Genomic DNA, 17,520 nt, shown 5'->3' with positions numbered 1-17,520 from the left:
ACAACGCCAGGAAGCCCGATAACAATGAACACGCTGTTGCGACACCTCTTCACGGCCGCCACGCTTTCCGCCACTTTGCTCATACCGGTGACGGCCAGCGCACAGGATAGAGCTCCCCGCGAAGGCCTGACCTACGTCGGTATTCTGGCCACCGGCCTCAACCACCGGTCTGTTGGCCAGAACACCCTCGAAACAGCCTGGTCAACCACGGGGTCCATGGTGCTTGGAACGCATATTTCCGAGTACTTTCACGTGGAAATCCGGGCTGGCGCCGGCACAACCACCGCCGAAATCGACAACGAGCTGGAACTGGACATCGAATACTTCGCCAGTTGGTACATTGGCGGCCACTACCCGATCACCGAATACGCCAACGCCTATGGCCAGTTCGGCTTTTCCCACGTGCAAGGGGTTGCCACCCTCACCCCGCTCGGTAAGGCCCGGGAAGCCGACCCCGACGATGACTCCCCCTACGCCTCGATCGCGGACGAATATCCGGACAGTTCCTTCAGCGTGAGCTGGTTGCTCGGCCTGGATTTCGAGGTTATCGAGAACGGGTTCATCGTTCTGGAAGGCGGCCGGCTGTTTGAAGACACCGAAACCGGCGCGAACACCTTCCAGTTCTCAACCGGGTTTAAATACGAGTTCTGACCTGCCAGCACCGGTGAATTCGCGCATTGCGCTGGAAATCCCGGTCCAGGGTGTCGCGGGTCACTTCTTCAATGGCGAACTCCTCTTCCAGGCTGTCATCCAGCTTGAAGCGCCGGAAGTTGGTCGAGAAAATCAGCAGGCCTTCCGAGGTCAGCCGCTGCATTGCCTGGCGTATCAACCTGCCATGATCTTTCTGGATATCCAGCACGCCGGCCATGCGGGCAGAATTTGAGAAGGTGGGCGGGTCCATGAAGATCAGGTCGAAACGCTGATCGTTAGTTGGCTTGCCCGCGAGCCACGCCAGGCAATCCGCCTGCTCCACACGGTGATGGGACGCATCCGCACCGTTAAGCGCAAGATTCTCCTGCGCCCAGTTCACGTAGGTTTTCGACATATCCAGGCTCAGTGAACGGGTCGCGCCTCCGACCGCTGCATGCACGGTAGCCGCCCCGGTATAACAGAACAGGTTCAGGAACCGCTTACCCGCAGCGTGCTGCTGAATCCAATGACGTACTGGCCGATGGTCCAGAAACAGGCCGGTATCCAGGTAGTCCTTGAGGTTTACCTTCAGCACACAACCGTGTTCGTGAACGTTGAAAAACTCTCCGCTGGCCGCCTGCTTTTCATACTGGCTGGTGCCTGTCTGACGCTGGCGTTGCTTGCAGACCATGTCTTCCCTTTCGACACCGATGGCGTCAGGAATCACCGCCAAGGCCTCCGCCAGCCGCTCCCGCGCTGACCGCTCGTCGACTGACTTGGGCGCGGCGTACTCCTGAACATGAACGCGCCCCTCGTAGATATCAATGGCGAGTGCAAACTCCGGCATATCGGCATCGTAAAGTCGGTAACAGCCGATGCCCTGTTTGCGGGCCCACTGGCCAACGGTCTTCATGTTTTTCTTCAGACGATTGCGCAGCATGGTCGCGCGCTCTTCGTTGGCGATGCGAGGCGTTACTTCACCCGGCACATCGGGCTCCCGTGGCGTCATGGCGCTGGTGTCGTCCACATTGAACAACAGCAGTTGCGCCGGCAATTTGCCGTTGTAGAGGCGATACTGCTTGTAGCTGCGAAGGCCTATGGATTTGCCGTACTCGGGCGCGCCGGTGAATACACCCAGCCGCCAGCCCGGTAATGCTTCCTTAACGGCTTCGCCGAGGCTTCGATAAAGACCACCCAGTTCCCTACGTTCGCTCAGGCGTTCGCCATAGGGAGGGTTGACCAACACCAGGCCCTTTGCGGCCCAGGCTTCTTCGCGACTGAACTGATCAACCGCCCGTTGCTTGACGACCACGATGCTCTCAAGGCCGGCACGTTGCAGGTTGTTCCCTGCGGTTTGTATCACGCTGCGATCCTGATCAAACCCCTGGAAGACAGGGACGCGCCCTTCAATGCCCTGTTTACCGACATAGGCGCGCTTCTCGGCTTCCTGGCGCAATGAAAGCCACATTTCCGGCTGGTGGCCCAGCCAACGCTCAAAACCGAAACGTTCACGCTTGCGGCCGGGCGCGAGATCCAGAGACATCATGGCAGCCTCAATCACCAGTGTGCCGGAGCCACACATAGGGTCGATGAAATCACCGCCGGCTTTCGCCAGTTCCGGCCAACCGCATCTCATCAGCAGAGCCGCCGCCAGGTTTTCCTTCAGTGGTGCTGCCCCCTTTTCCGTGCGGTAACCACGCTTGTGGAGGCTGTCGCCGCTCAGGTCGATACCGACCGACAACTTGCCGCGATTCAGGCGTGCGGACACGGTTACATCCGGGTTTTTGGCGTCCACGGAAGGCCGCTGACCACTGGCACTACGCAGACGGTCCACAATGCCATCCTTCACACGCTGGGCACCATATTGCGTGTTGCGAATGGCTTCGTTCTGCCCCACAAAGTTGACGCGAAAGCTGCCATTCATCGGAATATGCTGCTGCCATTCCAGGTCCGTCACACCACCCAGCATCTGGTCACCAGAAGTGGCATCCACGTCCGCCAGATGAAGGATGACTCGGTTTGCGAGTCTCGACCACAGGCAGGCACGATAGCCACTTTCAAGGGTGCCGTTGGCCCAGACACCTGCCGGTGCGTTCCGGACCGGATCCATGCCGAAGGTACGCAGTTCGTCCTCCAGCAAATACTCCAGGCCCTTGGGGCAGGTTACGAAAAAGTTAAGGTCTGGCACGTTCGACTCCTGAGTCGTTTCTACGGTGGCTAAGGTCGTGGGATTAGCGCATTTTCCCAGATTTTCACGGGTTTGTTATGTCACACAACTATAAGAGAAGCTTCATATAGATGAAATAAATAGTGTACAAGGGCGCTGGCTTAGTCTTACCTTGTAGGTGACGCGTCGTTCCGGGGAGCCAACAAAGGGCTCTCTGTTAACAGGATCCTGACTGCTCTGGCCATACCTGACAATAGTGGGTTACCCCGGAAGGGTTTCTCCAAGTCCCGGCCACAGCAGATGTGTACACACTTGTTCTGTTAATCCATCAGTGAGGAACGGCATGAAAAGACAGAAAAGAGATATGTACGCTCGTGCATTCAAACGGGGTTACCTGGCCGGTGTGTCCGGTAAAGCAAAAGACAGTTGCCCGTTGGAACAGCCGGAAGTTCGCCAGGAATGGCTTAACGGGTGGCGAGAAGGCCGCACAGATCAATGGGAGGGCATGACCGGCGTATCCGGCATCCACAGACTGGCAAACGTAACGGCATAACGTTGTTTGTCAGCACCCCGAATCTTTAATCTGATCTTTCAACAACACACAATTTGGCGCAGTACCCAGAGCAACCCAAACGGGTCCTCCCGACCCGTACCATGCGATGAAACGCCACGGGGTTCATTCCCCGCACGGGCCCGCTAAGCGGGCCCACTTTATTTCTGGCCTCGCTTCCTGGCGCACCTCATGGCACACCGTTCTCACCACCGCATCAAGTCAAACGCCGAATCGCGTTGACCGACTCCCGGATCAGCGCCGGCCCTCGATAGATAAAACCGGTATAAATCTGCACCAACTTTGCGCCGGCACGAATTTTCTCAGCCGCGCTGTCACCGTCGGTAATGCCGCCTACCCCGATAATCGGTAACGACTCTCCCAGTTCCGCATACAGTGCCTGAATCACCCGCGTGGAAGACGCTCTTACCGGCGCGCCGCTGAGCCCCCCTGCCTCATCCGCATACCGATGCCCGGCGGCAACGGCTTCGCGGCTAATGGTGGTATTAGTGGCTATGACGCCGTCCAACCCCGACGCTTTCAGGGCGTTGGCCACAAAACGCACCCCATCGTCGTCCATATCCGGGGCGATCTTCACCGCCAATGGCACATACTGCCCATGCTCCTTCTCGCAACGCGCCTGCTCATCCTTGATGGCGTGCATCAGGCTCTTGAGAGAGTCACCAAACTGAAGATCTCGCAGACCTGGCGTGTTGGGGGATGATACGTTTACCGTGATGTAGTCAGCGCGGGAATACACCGCTGCGATGCCTTTGCGATAATCTGACTCGGATTCCTCGTTGGGTGTCGCCTTGTTCTTGCCAACATTGATACCCAGTACGCCAGCGTAGCGACGCTTGTCTACCTGATCCAGCAGGTGTTCAAGACCATGATTATTAAAACCCATCCGGTTAATAATCGCGCTGTGATCAGGGAGCCGGAACATTCTCGGTTTCGGGTTGCCAGGCTGGGCCAGAGGCGTGACAGTGCCTACCTCGATAAACCCAAATCCCAATGCGCCCAGGGCATCCAGATGATCGGCATTCTTGTCGAGGCCCGCAGCCAGCCCAACGGGATTGGGAAACTCCAGGCCCATCACCTTGGTTGGCAGCGGCTTCGGCTTGCTGACGAGCGCCTGGAGCAGCCCGACCTTTCCTGCCATATCGAGCCCCGACAACGTCAGGCTATGAGCAGTCTCCGGTGGCAACCGGAACAACAGTTCGCGCATAATGCCATACATACAGAATCTCCCTGATCGAGAACGATGCGGAGTATACCGGAAGTTTTCCACAGCATCGCCCTACACCTTAAATATGACGGCTAAATGTCTGTCGCGTTAAGCTCTTGTGACCTTTTCCACGGAATCTGTGGATAACCCTGTTGAAAATCGCGGGGCAACGCTGCCGAACCCTTGATATTCGCGCCAGCCTACAAATTGATCAATTTTTGATCAGTTTATTTGTTTATATTTATCAATACGTTATGACTGTTTTTTTGTTATGAAAGACCAATCAGTCAGAGGGTGTCACGTTATTCAACGATTCCGCCCATGTGCATAAAACATACAGCGATACGTTCGTTATACTAACTACCTGCCCCTTTGGAGAATCTCGAATGGCAGACCAGCAGCCCTTTTCCTCCCAAGAACACAAAGGACTTTCCCAGGAGCGCAAGGCAGCGTCGCGGGTGACGTTTATCGGAATGGTGCTGGATGGCGTACTGGGCCTCATTAAGGTTATCGCAGGAACGCTGTTTCATTCCCAGGCACTGGTAGTGGACGGTATTCACTCGTTTACTGATGTTGCATCGGATCTGGTCGTGCTGGGCGTCATGCGCGTTTCCCGTCAGGCACCGGACGAGGATCATCCTTATGGCCATCAACGCATAGAAACCATGGGTACCATGGTGCTCGGCAGCATTCTTATTGCTGTTGGCGCGGCCCTGGCCTGGGACAACACCCTGCGCCTCCTTGACGGCGGCACCGTGAACATTCCCGAATGGCCGGTGTTGGTAGCGGCCTTCATATCCGTTGCCAGTAAGGAATGGATCTATCGCTACACCCGCCGGGTTGGCGTAGCGATCCGCTCGGACCTGATTATCGCCAATGCCTGGCACAGTCGCACTGATGCCCTCTCTTCCGTGGTGGTGCTCTTCTCAACTATGGGCGCCATGCTGGGCTATCTGTGGCTGGACGTTCTCGCGGCAGTGATCATCTCCGGAATCATCATTCACATCGGATGGCGCTTCACCTGGGACAGCGTAAAAGAGCTCGTCGATACTGGCCTTTCCCCGGAAGATACCGAAGCACTGAAACACATCGCCAGTAAGACCGACGGCGTGCGCAACGTGCACGAACTTCGCAGCCGCCGCATGGGACACGACATCCTGTTGGATGTGCACCTCGTTGTGTCGCCGGAGATCAGCGTTTCGGAGGGGCATCAAATAGGAATGCAGGTGGTAAAAGCCATGCGTGATTCGTTGGACAACATTCTTGACATCAATTTTCACATTGATGCCGAGAACAACGAAATCCATCCCCAGACCTCCGAGCAGCTTCCTGCCCGGGCGGAAATCCGCGAGGCACTCCTGCAACACATCGACAATCTTCCATCCAACAACCGGCTACGGCTTCACTATCTCCGCAACCGGGTCCATATGGAACTGTTTATGGAGATCCCTGAATCCGAAGCGCTTCCTGACGCCCATAGGATCAGCGAGGAACTGGCCCGCTACCCGTGGTTTGGCAGCCTCAGAATCTGGCACGCTCATACTGAGAACTGACAGGGCGTCTAGCGACGCCGCTTTTCCTCCATGCGGGACAGGAACTCCTGCATGATCAGCGTGTACAGTTCCCCACCCAGAAACCGGTCTTCAACTCCGGCGTCAATGCTGGGGTTGTCGTTTACCTCAATGACTGCCACACGGTTACCGGACTGCTTGATATCCACACCGTAAAGGCCATTGCCGATCAGACGTGTGGCGTTGAGCGCTGCCTGGATTACGTTCCGGGGCACCTCGTACGTCGGCATGGTATCGAAACCACCGCTATCCACTTCCTCGCCACCGTGCTGGTAGATCTGCCAGTGCCCCTCCACCATGTAGTATTTACAGGCATAAATGGCTCGTCCGCCGAGCACCCCAATACGCCAGTCATAATCGGTGTAAAGGTACTCCTGGGCCAGTACCAGTGCCGACTGTTTGAACAGCTCTTTCAGGCCCGCCCGCAGAGATTTTTCATCCTCCGCTTTAGTGACTCCCCGCGAAAAGGCGCCGTCAGGAATCTTGATAACCGCAGGAAAGCCCAACTCACGAATCACCTGTTCAGCGCTGTCTTTCTGGTCTTTGGAAAGGATCAGGGTTTTCGGTGTCGGGATTCTGTTGTTGTTCAGCAGATCGGCCAGATAGACCTTGTTGGTGCATCGCAGGATCGACACCGGATCGTCAATCACCACCATGCCCTCTGCCTCGGCCTTACGGGCGAAACGATAGGTGTGATGATCAATGGCTGTGGTCTCGCGAATAAACAGGCCATCGTATTCCGGTAGCCGCATATAATCGCGGCGGCCGATCTGCTCCACGTTGATGCCCAGCTTGCGGCCGGCCTTCTCGAATTTTTCCAACGCCTCCTTGTCGCTGGGCGGCATTTCCTCGTCGTCATTGACCAGCATCGCCAGATCAAACCGATAACGACGGCGGGTGCGGGGCTTGCGCCAAACCATACTGCTGAAACGGTCAAACGCCGCCGCAAAGTCATCCTGTTCTTTCCCTTTCAGGTCCGCGGGACAACCCGGTTTCATGGACGCTATCTGCCAGTTTTTCCCACGGCGAAAAACCACTTCCAGAACCGGGCACGGGAAACGATCGAACAAAGCACGCGCAACCGGCTTCAAATCCCCATGTTCTGCCTGCCCGAAATACGTGCGGACACGCACTTCGCGCGTAGCGTGGTTATTGTCACCGGCTGGTTCGATTTCCGCCCCGGCCGCCTCAAGCCAATTGATGACGCTGGCATCCAGCTCATCCAGCTGCAGCGAAAACAGCCCCTTACGGCTGAGGTCGTTAAGCGTCATCACAGACGGCACAACATGATGGCCACGAGCCTCGGCCAGCAACGAACAGTAATAGCCACGACTGAGGTAACGGGCGCTCTGGCACAGGTTGATCACCCGCACCCGGCTCGAGGTGGGCGCGGAAAACTGCAGATACTGATCAAAGGTAAGCACGTCTTCGCTGGGGTAATACGGTGCCCAGTCCTTGGCGCGGTCAACAACAATCAACAATCGTGACATCAGTGGCATTCCTCCATGAAGGCAGTGCCGGAAGCGTTGGGAACACAGGCCAACCATACATCGATGGTGCCTGTACAATCTCGCAACAATACGCCGGAACGCTTTAGCCTACAATTAGCACGAAATGCGTGCTTTTACGCATGATTGCACGCTATCGGCAAGGTAGGCGCTCACTCATAATAGCCACCAGTGCTCAACCCGGCGAAGCCGTCACATTTTTGTTATCCAGAGTTCTTTCATTATGACATCACTCGCTTTTCGTCACGCCACAAGCGATGACCTGGACGCACTGGTAAAGCTGGAGAACCGGTGTTTCACCGACGACCGGATCTCACGGCGTAGCTTCCGGCGCTTTCTGGATATGCCCCGGGACCGGCTGATTGTCGCGATGGCCGGCAATGAGCTTTTGGGCTACTGCCTGGTATTAATGAGTGCGGCCACCCGGCTGGCGCGAATCTATTCCATTGCTGTTTCGCCAGCGGAACGCGGCAGAAATATAGGCGAGCAATTGGTTCGGGAAGCAGAAGCTGCAGCGGTCGACGCAGGCCGCATCGTGATGAGGCTGGAAGTGCGGGAAGACAATGCCCCGGCGATACGGCTATACCAACGCCTGGGCTATCGCCAGTTCGGCACCTATCGGGACTACTACGAAGACCACGGCACCGCCCTGCGCTTCGAGCGCCGCATCCTCTATTACGAGCCTTCCCGGGAATATCCGGCGGTGCCCTATTACCCTCAGACCACGGAATTCTCCTGCGGCCCGGCGGCTCTGATCATGGCCATGGCAGCCCTGGATGAGCAGCAGCCGATGACCACCCTGGAAGAACTGAAACTCTGGCGTGAAGCCACCACCATCTTTATGCTCGCCGGCCACGGTGGCTGCGGCCCCCACGGCCTGGCACTGGCTGCCTGGCACCGCGGCTTCCACGCCAGTGCCTACATCAGCAAAGAGGGTGCCCTATTCAAGGATACGGTTCGCAACGACGACAAGAAGCGAGTACTGGAACTGGTACACGAGGGTTTTCTCTACGACATCGGCCAGACCGGTATCGAACTCCATCACGATCCGCTCACCCTGGATGGGATTCAGGCAGCCCTCCACGATGGCCGTGTGCCGGTGATCCTGATCAGCACCTGGCAACTGAATCGCAGCCGCGTGCCCCACTGGGTGACGGTATGTGCGATGGATGATCAGTTTGTATACCTGCACGACCCTGAAATCGATACGGAGGTTGGTGAGACCGTCGCTGACAAGCAATACCTGCCGGTAGACCGCCGGGTGTTCGACCGTATGTCCCGATACGGCAAGAACCAACCATTGCAGGCAGCAGTCATTGTAGGACCAAGGCGTTAGCCGGTCCGCAAGGCGGCCTCTTTAAGCTCGGAAATATCATCCCGTAACCGCGCAGCCGTCTCGAAGTCCAGATCCGCGGCGGCCTTGTACATATCGTCTTCCAGACGGGTGATCTCCTTAAGAACCTCTTCCGGCGAGCGGTTACCCGCCTTGGCACGGTACTTCTCCGCCTCCTCGGCCGCTTTCTCGCCCGGACGCTCGGCCTTACGACGACCGCGACCGCTGCCGCCACCGGCGCCTTCCATGATATCCGCGATCTTCTTGTTCAGACCCTGCGGCGTAATGTCATGCTCCTCATTATGGGCCGCCTGCTTCGCCCGGCGGCGCCCGGTTTCGTCGATGGCCCGCTGCATGGATCCGGTGATCCGGTCGCCATAGAGAATGGCTTTGCCATGGAGGTTACGGGCGGCGCGACCAATGGTCTGAATCAGCGAACGTTCCGAGCGCAGGAAACCCTCCTTGTCAGCATCCAGGATAGCCACCAGTGATACCTCTGGCATATCCAGACCTTCCCGCAGAAGGTTGATGCCCACCAGTACATCAAACTCACCCCTGCGTAAGTCGCGGATAATCTCAACACGCTCTACGGTATCAATATCCGAATGCAGATAACGCACACGGATATCATGCTCCATGAGGAAGTCGGTCAGGTCTTCGGCCATACGCTTGGTGAGCGTGGTCACCAGAACCCGTTCGTTGACGTCGGTGCGCAGGCGGATCTCCGAGAGCAGATCGTCCACCTGGGTAGAGGCCGGGCGGACTTCGATTTCCGGGTCAAGCAGACCGGTTGGCCGCACCACCTGTTCGACCACCTGCCCTGCGTGCTCGGCTTCGTAGTTGCCGGGGGTGGCGGAGACGAACAGCATTTGAGGTGCAATCCGCTCCCACTCGTCAAAGCGCATGGGCCGGTTATCCAGCGCAGAGGGCAGCCGAAAGCCGTACTCCACGAGGGTTTCCTTACGGGAACGGTCACCCTTGTACATGGCGCCGATCTGGGGAATGGTAACGTGGGATTCGTCCACCACCAGCATCGCATTGGCTGGCAGATAATCGAACAGTGTCGGGGGCGCCTCACCCGGCTGGCGACCTGACAGGTACCGGGAGTAGTTTTCAATGCCGTTGCAGTAGCCCAACTCCAACATCATCTCGATGTCGTAGCGGGTGCGCTCTTCCAGACGCTGCGCTTCCACCAGGCGATTGTTGTCCCTTAATTGCTGCAGGCGCTCATCCAACTCGACCTTAATGCGCTCAACGGCATCCAGCACTTTCTGCCTTGGCGTGACATAGTGGGATTTCGGATAAATGGTGACACGGGGCACACGCCGAAGAACCTCACCGGTCAGGGGATCGAAGTAACTGAGGTTTTCCACCTCGTCATCGAACAACTCAATGCGGATGGCTTCTTTCTCGGATTCCGCCGGGAATACATCGATCACGTCCCCACGCACCCGATAATTGGCCCGGTGGAATTCAACATCGTTGCGGGTGTACTGCAGCTCGGCGAGGCGCCGGAGGATGTGACGCTGGTCGATCTGGTCACCCCGGTCCAGGTGCAGCATCATTTTCAGGTAGGACTGGGGGTCGCCCAGGCCGTAAATGGAGGATACGGTGGCAACAATGATGGCATCCGGCCGTTCCAGCAGGGCCTTGGTCGCCGACAGGCGCATCTGTTCTATATGTTCGTTGATGGAGGCGTCTTTTTCGATGAACGTATCGGAAGATGGCACATAGGCTTCCGGCTGGTAGTAGTCGTAGTAGGAAACGAAATACTCCACCGCGTTGTCCGGGAAAAACTCACGAAACTCGCCGTATAACTGGGCCGCCAGGGTTTTGTTGTGGGCCATGATGATGGTCGGCCGCTGAACCTGCTGGATGACGTTGGCAATGGTAAAGGTCTTGCCCGAGCCGGTCACACCCAGGAGCGTCTGATGTGCCAGGCCGGAGTGGATACCGTCCACCAGCCCATCAATGGCTTTGGGCTGATCCCCAGCTGGCTGAAACGGGGAATCCACCTTGAAGGCGCCGTCTTTCATGAGCGCGCCGGTTTCTGAAGTGGCCATAGTCTGGAGACATCCTTCATTCAATCAAAAGTGATCTGGGCAACGCATCGCACCGCGAATATCAAAAGGTGCAATCTGCAGAGAAACTTATCGTCACGCGGGCTTCATGATACCATCTGAATCGTCAAAGGCGGCCTGAACATGGTGAAAACCACTACCCCGAAGCCGCCGGAGCCCTATCAGACGCAGCTTTAAGGAGCGCAAGTTTGGACCTTCAACTTTCCAGCCGAGTACAGGCAATCAAGCCCTCTCCCACCCTCGCAGTCACCAACAAGGCAGCGGAATTACGCGCTGCTGGCCAGGACATTATTGGCCTGGGTGCCGGCGAGCCGGACTTCGATACCCCGGATCACATCAAACAGGCGGCCATCGAAGCCATCAACAACGGCCAGACCAAGTACACCGCTGTGGATGGTACGCCCGCACTGAAAAAGGCGATCATTGCGAAGTTCAAACGGGACAACGGCCTGGAATACAAAGCCAACCAGATCCTGGTAAGTGGTGGTGGCAAGCAGAGCTTTTTCAACCTCGCGCTGGCCACGCTGAACAAGGGCGACGAAGCCATTATTCCTGCGCCGTACTGGGTATCTTACCCGGACATGGTGCTGGTGGCTGAAGGCAAGCCGGTTATCATCGAAACCGGCGCCGATACCCGCTTCAAGATCACCCCGGAGCAGTTGGAAAGCGCCATCACAGAGCGCACCCGCCTGTTCGTGATCAACAGCCCTTCCAACCCCAGTGGCATGGCTTACAGCCTGGACGAGCTGAAGGCGATTGGCGAGGTGCTGAAGAAGCATCCGCAGATCATGATCGCCACCGACGACATGTATGAGCCGATCCTGTGGACCGGTCAGCCGTTCTGCAACATCCTGAACGCCACACCGGAGCTGTACGATCGCACTTTCGTGCTCAATGGCGTTTCCAAGGCCTACTCCATGACCGGTTGGCGCATCGGCTATGCGGCAGGCCCGGCAAAAATCATTGGCGCGATGAAGAAAATCCAGTCCCAAAGCACATCCAACCCGGCCTCGATTTCCCAGGCAGCTGCAGCCGCAGCTCTGGATGGCCCTCAGGACTGTGTGCAGGAAATGGTCACGGCGTTCAAGGAACGTCATGACTACCTGGTGGAAGCCCTGAACGCCCTGCCCGGCGTTGAATGCCTGCACGGTGACGGGACTTTCTATGTGTTCCCGAGTTTCCAGGCAGCCATCGAAGCCGATTCTGACGTCAGCAATGATGTGGAGTTTGCCGAGAAGCTGTTGAAGGAAGCCGGCGTGGCCTTGGTGCCAGGCTCCGCTTTCGGTGCGCCGGGCCATATGCGCCTGAGCTTCGCCACCAGCCTTGATACGCTGAAGCAAGCCATTGAGCGTTTGCAGAAAGCGCTGGGCTAAAAATCCTGGCAAGGGGTTGACGAGGCGTTGGGGTAACCTTAATATACGCGCCTCGTCACACGACGACGTTCCCCGATAGCTCAGTTGGTAGAGCAACGGACTGTTAATCCGTTTGTCGCTGGTTCGAGCCCAGCTCGGGGAGCCACTATTCCGAAAAGCCGCTAGTCCTCTGGATTAGCGGCTTTTTTGTTTTTGGTACTTTGAAGCTGTCCTTGGGCCCTAGCCTGTCTGTAACGTTGCCACGGCAAGGTAGGGATTCCTTCCCAAAAAAACGCTACAAGCACGTCCGTGTGCGCTTGGGCTCCGCCATCCATGGCTCCGCACATTTTTTGGGAAGGAATCCCTACCTCGCCTGAATCAGCTTCGGGAGTTGTCGCAACAGATTACGCTGCGCCAGTACACCCTATGCTTACACCACAAGATCAATAACCACGGCTATCAATAATAATCGTCTAACAGCGATATCTGAGAGTTCAAACCGGCGCGGTGGTGGCTCCCTCCCAAAAATGTGCGGAGCCATGGATGGCGGAGCCCAAGCGTACATGGACGTACTAGAAGCGGTTTTTGGGAGGGAGCCACCACCGCACCGAAGCACCATACAATCAGGCTAGAACAGAATCAGACCATAAACCACGGTTAGAGGCCAACCACCTCACAGTGTATAGCCTCCAGCGCAGCCAAAGGATCAGCAGCCTGCGTAATCGGGCGACCGATGACCAGATAGTCGGACCCGGCTTTGAGGGCCTCTGTGGGCGTCATGATGCGCTGCTGGTCGCCCTTGTCCGCAGACAGCGGACGGATACCCGGGGTGACCAGTTTGAAATCCTTGCCTTGCTCCGCTTTCAACGCCGGCGCTTCTTGTGCGGAGCAGACGACGCCGTCCAGGCCGCAGTTGCGGGTCAGGGTTGCCAAGCGGGATACCTGGGCTTCCGGAGAATCTGTGATGCCGATACCGGCAAGGTCCTCCGGCCCCATGCTGGTCAGCACAGTAACGGCGATCAGCAACGGCCTGTCTTTGCGAAAGCTTTCCAGACGGTCACGACAGGCGGTCATCATCTTCTCGCCGCCAGAGGCATGCACGTTCACCATCCAGACACCCAGGTCCGCCGCGGCCGCCACCGCAGCGGACGTTGTGTTCGGGATATCGTGGAATTTCAGGTCCAGGAAAACGTCGAAGCCGCGGTTCTGCAGGTCACGAACCAGAGTCGGCCCTGAACGGGTAAACAGTTCCTTGCCGACTTTAAGGCGACATTTCGCGGGGTCCAGTTGATCAACCAGAGCCAACGCGGGCTGATCAGAGGGGAAATCCAGGGCAACGATGATTCGGGGACTATCGGGGGTTTGCACGGTCAGTTTCCTGCAGAATGTCGTGTTTTCGGGTTATTCAGCTTCCACGCCCTGGATTGGGCGAACGGTTTCCCACTGCTTGCAGCTGGGGCACAGCCAATGCAATTGCTGGCCGGAGAAACCGCAGTTTACACATCGGTATACCGGGCGGTTGGCGAGTATCAGGTGGCCAATGCGGCTGACCAGGCGGCCTTCGTCCGTCGTCATGCCCTTTTCATAGCCCGCCAACTCCACCAGGCGCAGCAAACCGCGGACGCTGGGGCGGACTTCCAGTTCCCGGCGCAGCAACTCGATTGCAGCCATGCGGCCGGACGTGCGCTCCACGGATTCAACCAGCGCCAGCAGCAAGCTTGTGCTCGGCCAGGCTTCGTAGAACTTGCCAAGCTTTTTGACCAGACGACCCACATCGCCGTGTTCCCGCTCAAGCTTCATCAGCCTGTCCACCGCCTCGGAGCCAAACTCAGGATTCTGATCGAAGACTTTCAGGCTTTGGCTGGCTGCGTCCCGGTAGCTGCCCTGGCGAATGAGCAACTTCATCATGATAAACGTGGCCCGGACACAGGAACGATCGTACTCCAGCGCTTCCTTGGATAGCTTTTGTGCCATCCAGCGGTCGTCGTGCTTGAGGGCATCCTCAGCCTGCTCGCAGGTTATATAGGCCAGCATTTTGTACATGCGTGCATCGTGGTCGCCGGTCGTCAATGTACGGGCGACCTGCCCTGCCTTACCCCATTCCTTTTCCTGCTGATACAGCTCAATCAGTTGTAATGAAGACTTACGGCCGTATTCCCTGTCGCCCATCAGTTGATGAAGCAATGCTTCTGCTCTGTCCAGAAGGCCTGCGTTCAGGTAGTCAATGGCCAGCTCGTAGGTGACCTGTTGAGAGTATCGCGGGGGCAGCTCCGGACGGGCGAGGAGGTTCTGGTGAATCAGGATGGCACGGTCGGTCTCGCCCTTGTGGCGAAAATGGGCGCCGATGGATAGGTGCAGGCCCACCGTTTCCTTGTTCACAGCCAGGGACTGAACGAAGTTCTCAACCGCCTGATCGGAATAATTGGTGAACAGGAATTGCAGACGATCCTTGACGGATTCCTCATCGGAGATGGGCGTTTTGGAGCGTTCCCTGGTACTGCCCATCCGCCCGACAAACCAGCCGGCGGCCACCGCAACCGTTAACAGCAGCCATTGAAGCACTATATCCATTAAAGCGTCCGGTCGTTCTGGGCCCTGGATTTCTCCAATGCCTGCTCGGTACGAGCAAGTCGTTTTTCGAGGTTACGGCGGGAAACCGATGTGCGAACGGTTGCAAGCATGGTAATCAGAACTCCGATCAAAGCGCCGATCACAAAAGACAGGATAATCCAGACGGCAACACCGTGAGGCTGAGTCTCAAAGAGCAGAAAATTGAGGGAGACTGCCATCTGATTATTCAGGGAGAAAACAAGTGCTACCAGAACCAGAACCAATACCAGCAGAATGAGAAGGACCTTCTGAAATCCGGCCATAGTCGCAATGCTCCACACGGACCTGGTTGTTTATCTCAGGACCTGGTTAACGTCTTTCCCCAAGAGGGTAATCAGAAGCCCTTTTTAAGGCTATCGTTTACCTGCTCCCGCAACTCCTTGCCTGGCTTGAAGTGCGGAACAAATTTGGCAGGTAATTGCACGGCTTCCCCGGTTTTCGGATTACGCCCGGTTCTGGCTGCGCGATGGTGCAATGAGAAACTACCAAAACCCCGGATCTCGATTCGCTGGCCATCCGCCAGTGATTGGGACATGTGTTCGATAATCGTTTTCACAGCCAGTTCCACATCCTTCACTGAAAGCTGCGTCTGCTTGGACGCAATCAGCTCTACCAGTTCAGATTTCGTCATTGGGCTCATCCCTCTTTACATTATTATCGGATAGCCGGTTACCAGCTCCTTGCCTCTAGTTTAGCCAAACCAGAAAAAAACACAAAAAAAACGGGCTCTTAGAGCCCGTTTTTTTCATACCAACCGGAAACGTTATTCCTTGTTGGCGTTTTGCTGCTGCATCTGCTCTTTGATGAGATCACCGATGGTGGTCGCACCAGAGGAAGATTCAGCCGCTTTGGCGCGAACACCTTCCAGCGCCTGCTTGTCGTCTTCAACGTCCTTGGACTTCACAGACAGGTTGATGACGCGGTTCTTGCGGTCGATGCTGATGATCTTCGCTTCAACTTCGTCGCCTTCGTTCAGCGCGTTGCGTGCATCTTCAACACGGTCACGGCTGATTTCAGAGGCTTTCAGGACCGCTTCAACTTCGTCGTTCAGAGTAATGGTAGCGGCTTTTGCATCAACCGCAGATACCGTGCCCTTCACGATGGAGCCCTTGTCGTTCAGCTGTACAAACTCGGCGAACGGATCGCTTTCCAGCTGCTTGATGCCCAGGGAGATGCGCTCACGCTCGGGATCAACAGACAGGATAACGGTTTCAACTTCGTCGCCCTTCTTGTATTCACGAACGGCTTCTTCGCCAGTCTCGTTCCAGCTGATGTCAGACAGGTGAACCAGACCATCGATGCCGCCGTCCAGGCCGATAAAGATACCGAAGTCAGTGATTGACTTGATCTTGCCGGAGATACGGTCGCCTTTGTTGAACTTGCTGGAGAAATCTTCCCACGGGTTAGCAACACACTGCTTGATACCCAGAGAAATACGACGACGCTCTTCGTCGATATCCAGAATCATCACGCCCACTTCGTCGCCTACCTGAACGACTTTGGAGGGATGAATGTTCTTGTTGGTCCAGTCCATTTCGGACACGTGAACCAGGCCTTCAACGCCTTCTTCCAGCTCAGCGAAGCAGCCATAGTCGGTCAGGTTGGTTACACGTGCAGTAACCTTGGTACCTTCCGGATAACGACCCTTGATATCCACCCAGGGATCTTCGCCCAGCTGCTTCAGACCCAGTGATACGCGGTTGCGCTCACGGTCAAACTTCAGAACCTTGACGTTGATCTCGTCGCCGACATTGACGATTTCGCTCGGATGCTTGATGCGCTTCCAAGCCATATCGGTGATGTGCAGCAGGCCGTCAACACCGCCCAGATCTACGAACGCGCCGTAGTCGGTCAGGTTCTTGACGATACCCTTGATTTCAAGACCTTCAGTCAGGGTTTCGAGCAGAGCTTCACGCTCGGCACTGTTTTCAGCTTCCAGAACGGCGCGGCGGGAAACAACCACGTTGTTACGCTTCTGGTCGAGCTTGATAACCTTGAATTCGAGTTCCTTGTTCTCCAGGTGCGCGGTATCGCGAACCGGACGAACATCTACCAGTGAGCCCGGCAGGAAGGCACGGATGCCGGCCAGATCCACGGTGAAACCACCCTTGACCTTGCCATTGATAACACCCTTAACCACTTCTTCAGCTTCGAAGGACTTCTCGAGCACCTTCCAGGCTTCTGCGCGCTTGGCTTTTTCACGGGACAGACGGGTTTCACCGAAGCCGTCTTCCACAGCGTCGAGAGCTACGTCAACAACGTCGCCGATAGCAACTTCCAACTCGCCTTTTTCATTGAGGAACTGGGAGGCGGGGATAACACCTTCGGACTTCAGTCCGGCGTTAACGGTGACCCAGTCGTTATCGACGTCTACAACGGTTCCCTGGACGATGGAACCTGGTTGCATGTCAATTTCTTTTAGGCTTTCTTCAAAAAGATCCGCAAAGCTCTCGCTCATTATGTGTCCTATGTGATCAACGCAAGTTTACT

At 56.5% G+C, this 17,520-nt stretch carries 14 protein-coding genes and 1 tRNA gene; 6 read left to right on the top strand and 9 right to left on the bottom strand.

Going from position 1 to position 17,520, the window contains the following annotated elements; translation table 11 throughout:
* Positions 1 to 24: 24 nt before the first annotated feature.
* The gene (locus AC13D2_RS20840; protein ID WP_292046181.1) at positions 25 to 651 is read left to right on the top strand and encodes an outer membrane beta-barrel protein; all 627 of its coding nucleotides are present in this window, start codon (positions 25 to 27) and stop codon (positions 649 to 651) included.
* Here the strand turns inward: AC13D2_RS20840 and rlmKL are convergent.
* Positions 635 to 2,818, bottom strand: coding sequence for a bifunctional 23S rRNA (guanine(2069)-N(7))-methyltransferase RlmK/23S rRNA (guanine(2445)-N(2))-methyltransferase RlmL (rlmKL, locus tag AC13D2_RS20835; RefSeq protein ID WP_292046182.1), 2,184 nt, complete (start codon positions 2,816 to 2,818; stop codon positions 635 to 637). The two genes, AC13D2_RS20840 and rlmKL, sit on opposite strands and share 17 nt — an antisense overlap.
* Positions 2,819 to 3,140: 322 nt before the next feature.
* Here rlmKL and rmf point away from each other — a divergent pair, with 322 nt between their 5' ends.
* Positions 3,141 to 3,350: a ribosome modulation factor gene (rmf, locus tag AC13D2_RS20830; protein WP_040474610.1), complete on the top strand. Its 210-nt coding sequence runs from the start codon at positions 3,141 to 3,143 to the stop codon at positions 3,348 to 3,350.
* 214 nt (positions 3,351 to 3,564) lie between these two features.
* On the opposite strand, the gene AC13D2_RS20825 is transcribed toward rmf, so the two are convergent.
* Complete coding sequence (locus tag AC13D2_RS20825) at positions 3,565 to 4,587, bottom strand: quinone-dependent dihydroorotate dehydrogenase (RefSeq protein WP_292046186.1); 1,023 nt, start codon at positions 4,585 to 4,587, stop codon at positions 3,565 to 3,567.
* A gap of 374 nt (positions 4,588 to 4,961) precedes the next feature.
* Between AC13D2_RS20825 and AC13D2_RS20820 the strand changes: the two genes are divergently transcribed.
* Positions 4,962 to 6,128, top strand: a complete 1,167-nt coding sequence (locus AC13D2_RS20820; protein ID WP_292046187.1) for a cation diffusion facilitator family transporter — start codon at positions 4,962 to 4,964, stop codon at positions 6,126 to 6,128.
* An 8-nt stretch (positions 6,129 to 6,136) separates the two neighbouring features.
* Here AC13D2_RS20820 and AC13D2_RS20815 read toward each other — a convergent pair whose 3' ends face one another.
* The gene (locus AC13D2_RS20815; RefSeq protein ID WP_300496771.1) at positions 6,137 to 7,636 is read right to left on the bottom strand and encodes a RimK family protein; all 1,500 of its coding nucleotides are present in this window, start codon (positions 7,634 to 7,636) and stop codon (positions 6,137 to 6,139) included.
* Between the two features lie 241 nt (positions 7,637 to 7,877).
* Between AC13D2_RS20815 and AC13D2_RS20810 the strand changes: the two genes are divergently transcribed.
* A complete protein-coding gene (locus AC13D2_RS20810; RefSeq protein ID WP_292046191.1) occupies positions 7,878 to 8,990 on the top strand; it encodes a GNAT family N-acetyltransferase/peptidase C39 family protein in 1,113 nt (370 codons plus the stop codon).
* On the opposite strand, the gene uvrB is transcribed toward AC13D2_RS20810, so the two are convergent.
* Positions 8,987 to 11,023: an excinuclease ABC subunit UvrB gene (gene uvrB, locus AC13D2_RS20805; RefSeq protein ID WP_292046241.1), complete on the bottom strand. Its 2,037-nt coding sequence runs from the start codon at positions 11,021 to 11,023 to the stop codon at positions 8,987 to 8,989. The genes AC13D2_RS20810 and uvrB overlap by 4 nt on opposite strands.
* A 233-nt stretch (positions 11,024 to 11,256) precedes the next feature.
* Here uvrB and AC13D2_RS20800 point away from each other — a divergent pair, with 233 nt between their 5' ends.
* Complete coding sequence (locus AC13D2_RS20800; RefSeq protein WP_482939112.1) at positions 11,257 to 12,441, top strand: pyridoxal phosphate-dependent aminotransferase; 1,185 nt, start codon at positions 11,257 to 11,259, stop codon at positions 12,439 to 12,441.
* Positions 12,442 to 12,510: 69 nt separating this feature from the next.
* Positions 12,511 to 12,586, top strand: a tRNA-Asn gene (locus AC13D2_RS20795).
* A gap of 491 nt (positions 12,587 to 13,077) precedes the next feature.
* On the opposite strand, the gene pyrF is transcribed toward AC13D2_RS20795, so the two are convergent.
* The 5 genes from pyrF to rpsA all read right to left on the bottom strand — a co-directional run bounded on the left by pyrF (position 13,078) and on the right by rpsA (position 17,488).
* On the bottom strand, positions 13,078 to 13,788 hold the full coding sequence (gene pyrF / locus AC13D2_RS20790) for an orotidine-5'-phosphate decarboxylase (RefSeq protein ID WP_482939111.1): 711 nt from the start codon (positions 13,786 to 13,788) through the stop codon (positions 13,078 to 13,080).
* A 33-nt stretch (positions 13,789 to 13,821) separates the two neighbouring features.
* A complete protein-coding gene (gene lapB / locus AC13D2_RS20785; RefSeq protein ID WP_292046198.1) occupies positions 13,822 to 14,991 on the bottom strand; it encodes a lipopolysaccharide assembly protein LapB in 1,170 nt (389 codons plus the stop codon).
* Positions 14,991 to 15,293, bottom strand: a complete 303-nt coding sequence (locus AC13D2_RS20780; RefSeq protein WP_300496763.1) for a LapA family protein — start codon at positions 15,291 to 15,293, stop codon at positions 14,991 to 14,993. Before AC13D2_RS20780 ends, lapB begins: the two co-directional genes overlap by 1 nt.
* Positions 15,294 to 15,364: 71 nt before the next feature.
* A complete protein-coding gene (locus tag AC13D2_RS20775) occupies positions 15,365 to 15,661 on the bottom strand; it encodes an integration host factor subunit beta (protein ID WP_007154691.1) in 297 nt (98 codons plus the stop codon).
* A gap of 132 nt (positions 15,662 to 15,793) precedes the next feature.
* Positions 15,794 to 17,488, bottom strand: coding sequence for a 30S ribosomal protein S1 (gene rpsA, locus AC13D2_RS20770; protein ID WP_007154692.1), 1,695 nt, complete (start codon positions 17,486 to 17,488; stop codon positions 15,794 to 15,796).
* Between the last annotated feature and the right edge of the window lie 32 nt (positions 17,489 to 17,520).

Source organism: Marinobacter sp. B-12, assembly GCF_056857915.1.
This window is presented reverse-complemented; position numbering and strand designations above follow the sequence as displayed.

Bases quoted from the DNA above. Each gene is read 5' to 3' on its own strand.
- AC13D2_RS20840 (WP_292046181.1), top strand. From the start codon at position 25: ATGAACACGCTGTTGCGACACCTCTTCACGGCCGCCACGCTTTCCGCC.
- rmf (WP_040474610.1), top strand. From the start codon at position 3,141: ATGAAAAGACAGAAAAGAGATATGTACGCTCGTGCATTCAAACGGGGT.
- AC13D2_RS20825 (WP_292046186.1), bottom strand. From the start codon at position 4,587: ATGTATGGCATTATGCGCGAACTGTTGTTCCGGTTGCCACCGGAGACT.
- AC13D2_RS20820 (WP_292046187.1), top strand. From the start codon at position 4,962: ATGGCAGACCAGCAGCCCTTTTCCTCCCAAGAACACAAAGGACTTTCC.
- AC13D2_RS20815 (WP_300496771.1), bottom strand. From the start codon at position 7,636: ATGTCACGATTGTTGATTGTTGTTGACCGCGCCAAGGACTGGGCACCG.
- AC13D2_RS20810 (WP_292046191.1), top strand. From the start codon at position 7,878: ATGACATCACTCGCTTTTCGTCACGCCACAAGCGATGACCTGGACGCA.
- uvrB (WP_292046241.1), bottom strand. From the start codon at position 11,023: ATGAAAGACGGCGCCTTCAAGGTGGATTCCCCGTTTCAGCCAGCTGGG.
- lapB (WP_292046198.1), bottom strand. From the start codon at position 14,991: ATGGATATAGTGCTTCAATGGCTGCTGTTAACGGTTGCGGTGGCCGCC.
- AC13D2_RS20780 (WP_300496763.1), bottom strand. From the start codon at position 15,293: ATGGCCGGATTTCAGAAGGTCCTTCTCATTCTGCTGGTATTGGTTCTG.
- AC13D2_RS20775 (WP_007154691.1), bottom strand. From the start codon at position 15,661: ATGACGAAATCTGAACTGGTAGAGCTGATTGCGTCCAAGCAGACGCAG.
- rpsA (WP_007154692.1), bottom strand. From the start codon at position 17,488: ATGAGCGAGAGCTTTGCGGATCTTTTTGAAGAAAGCCTAAAAGAAATT.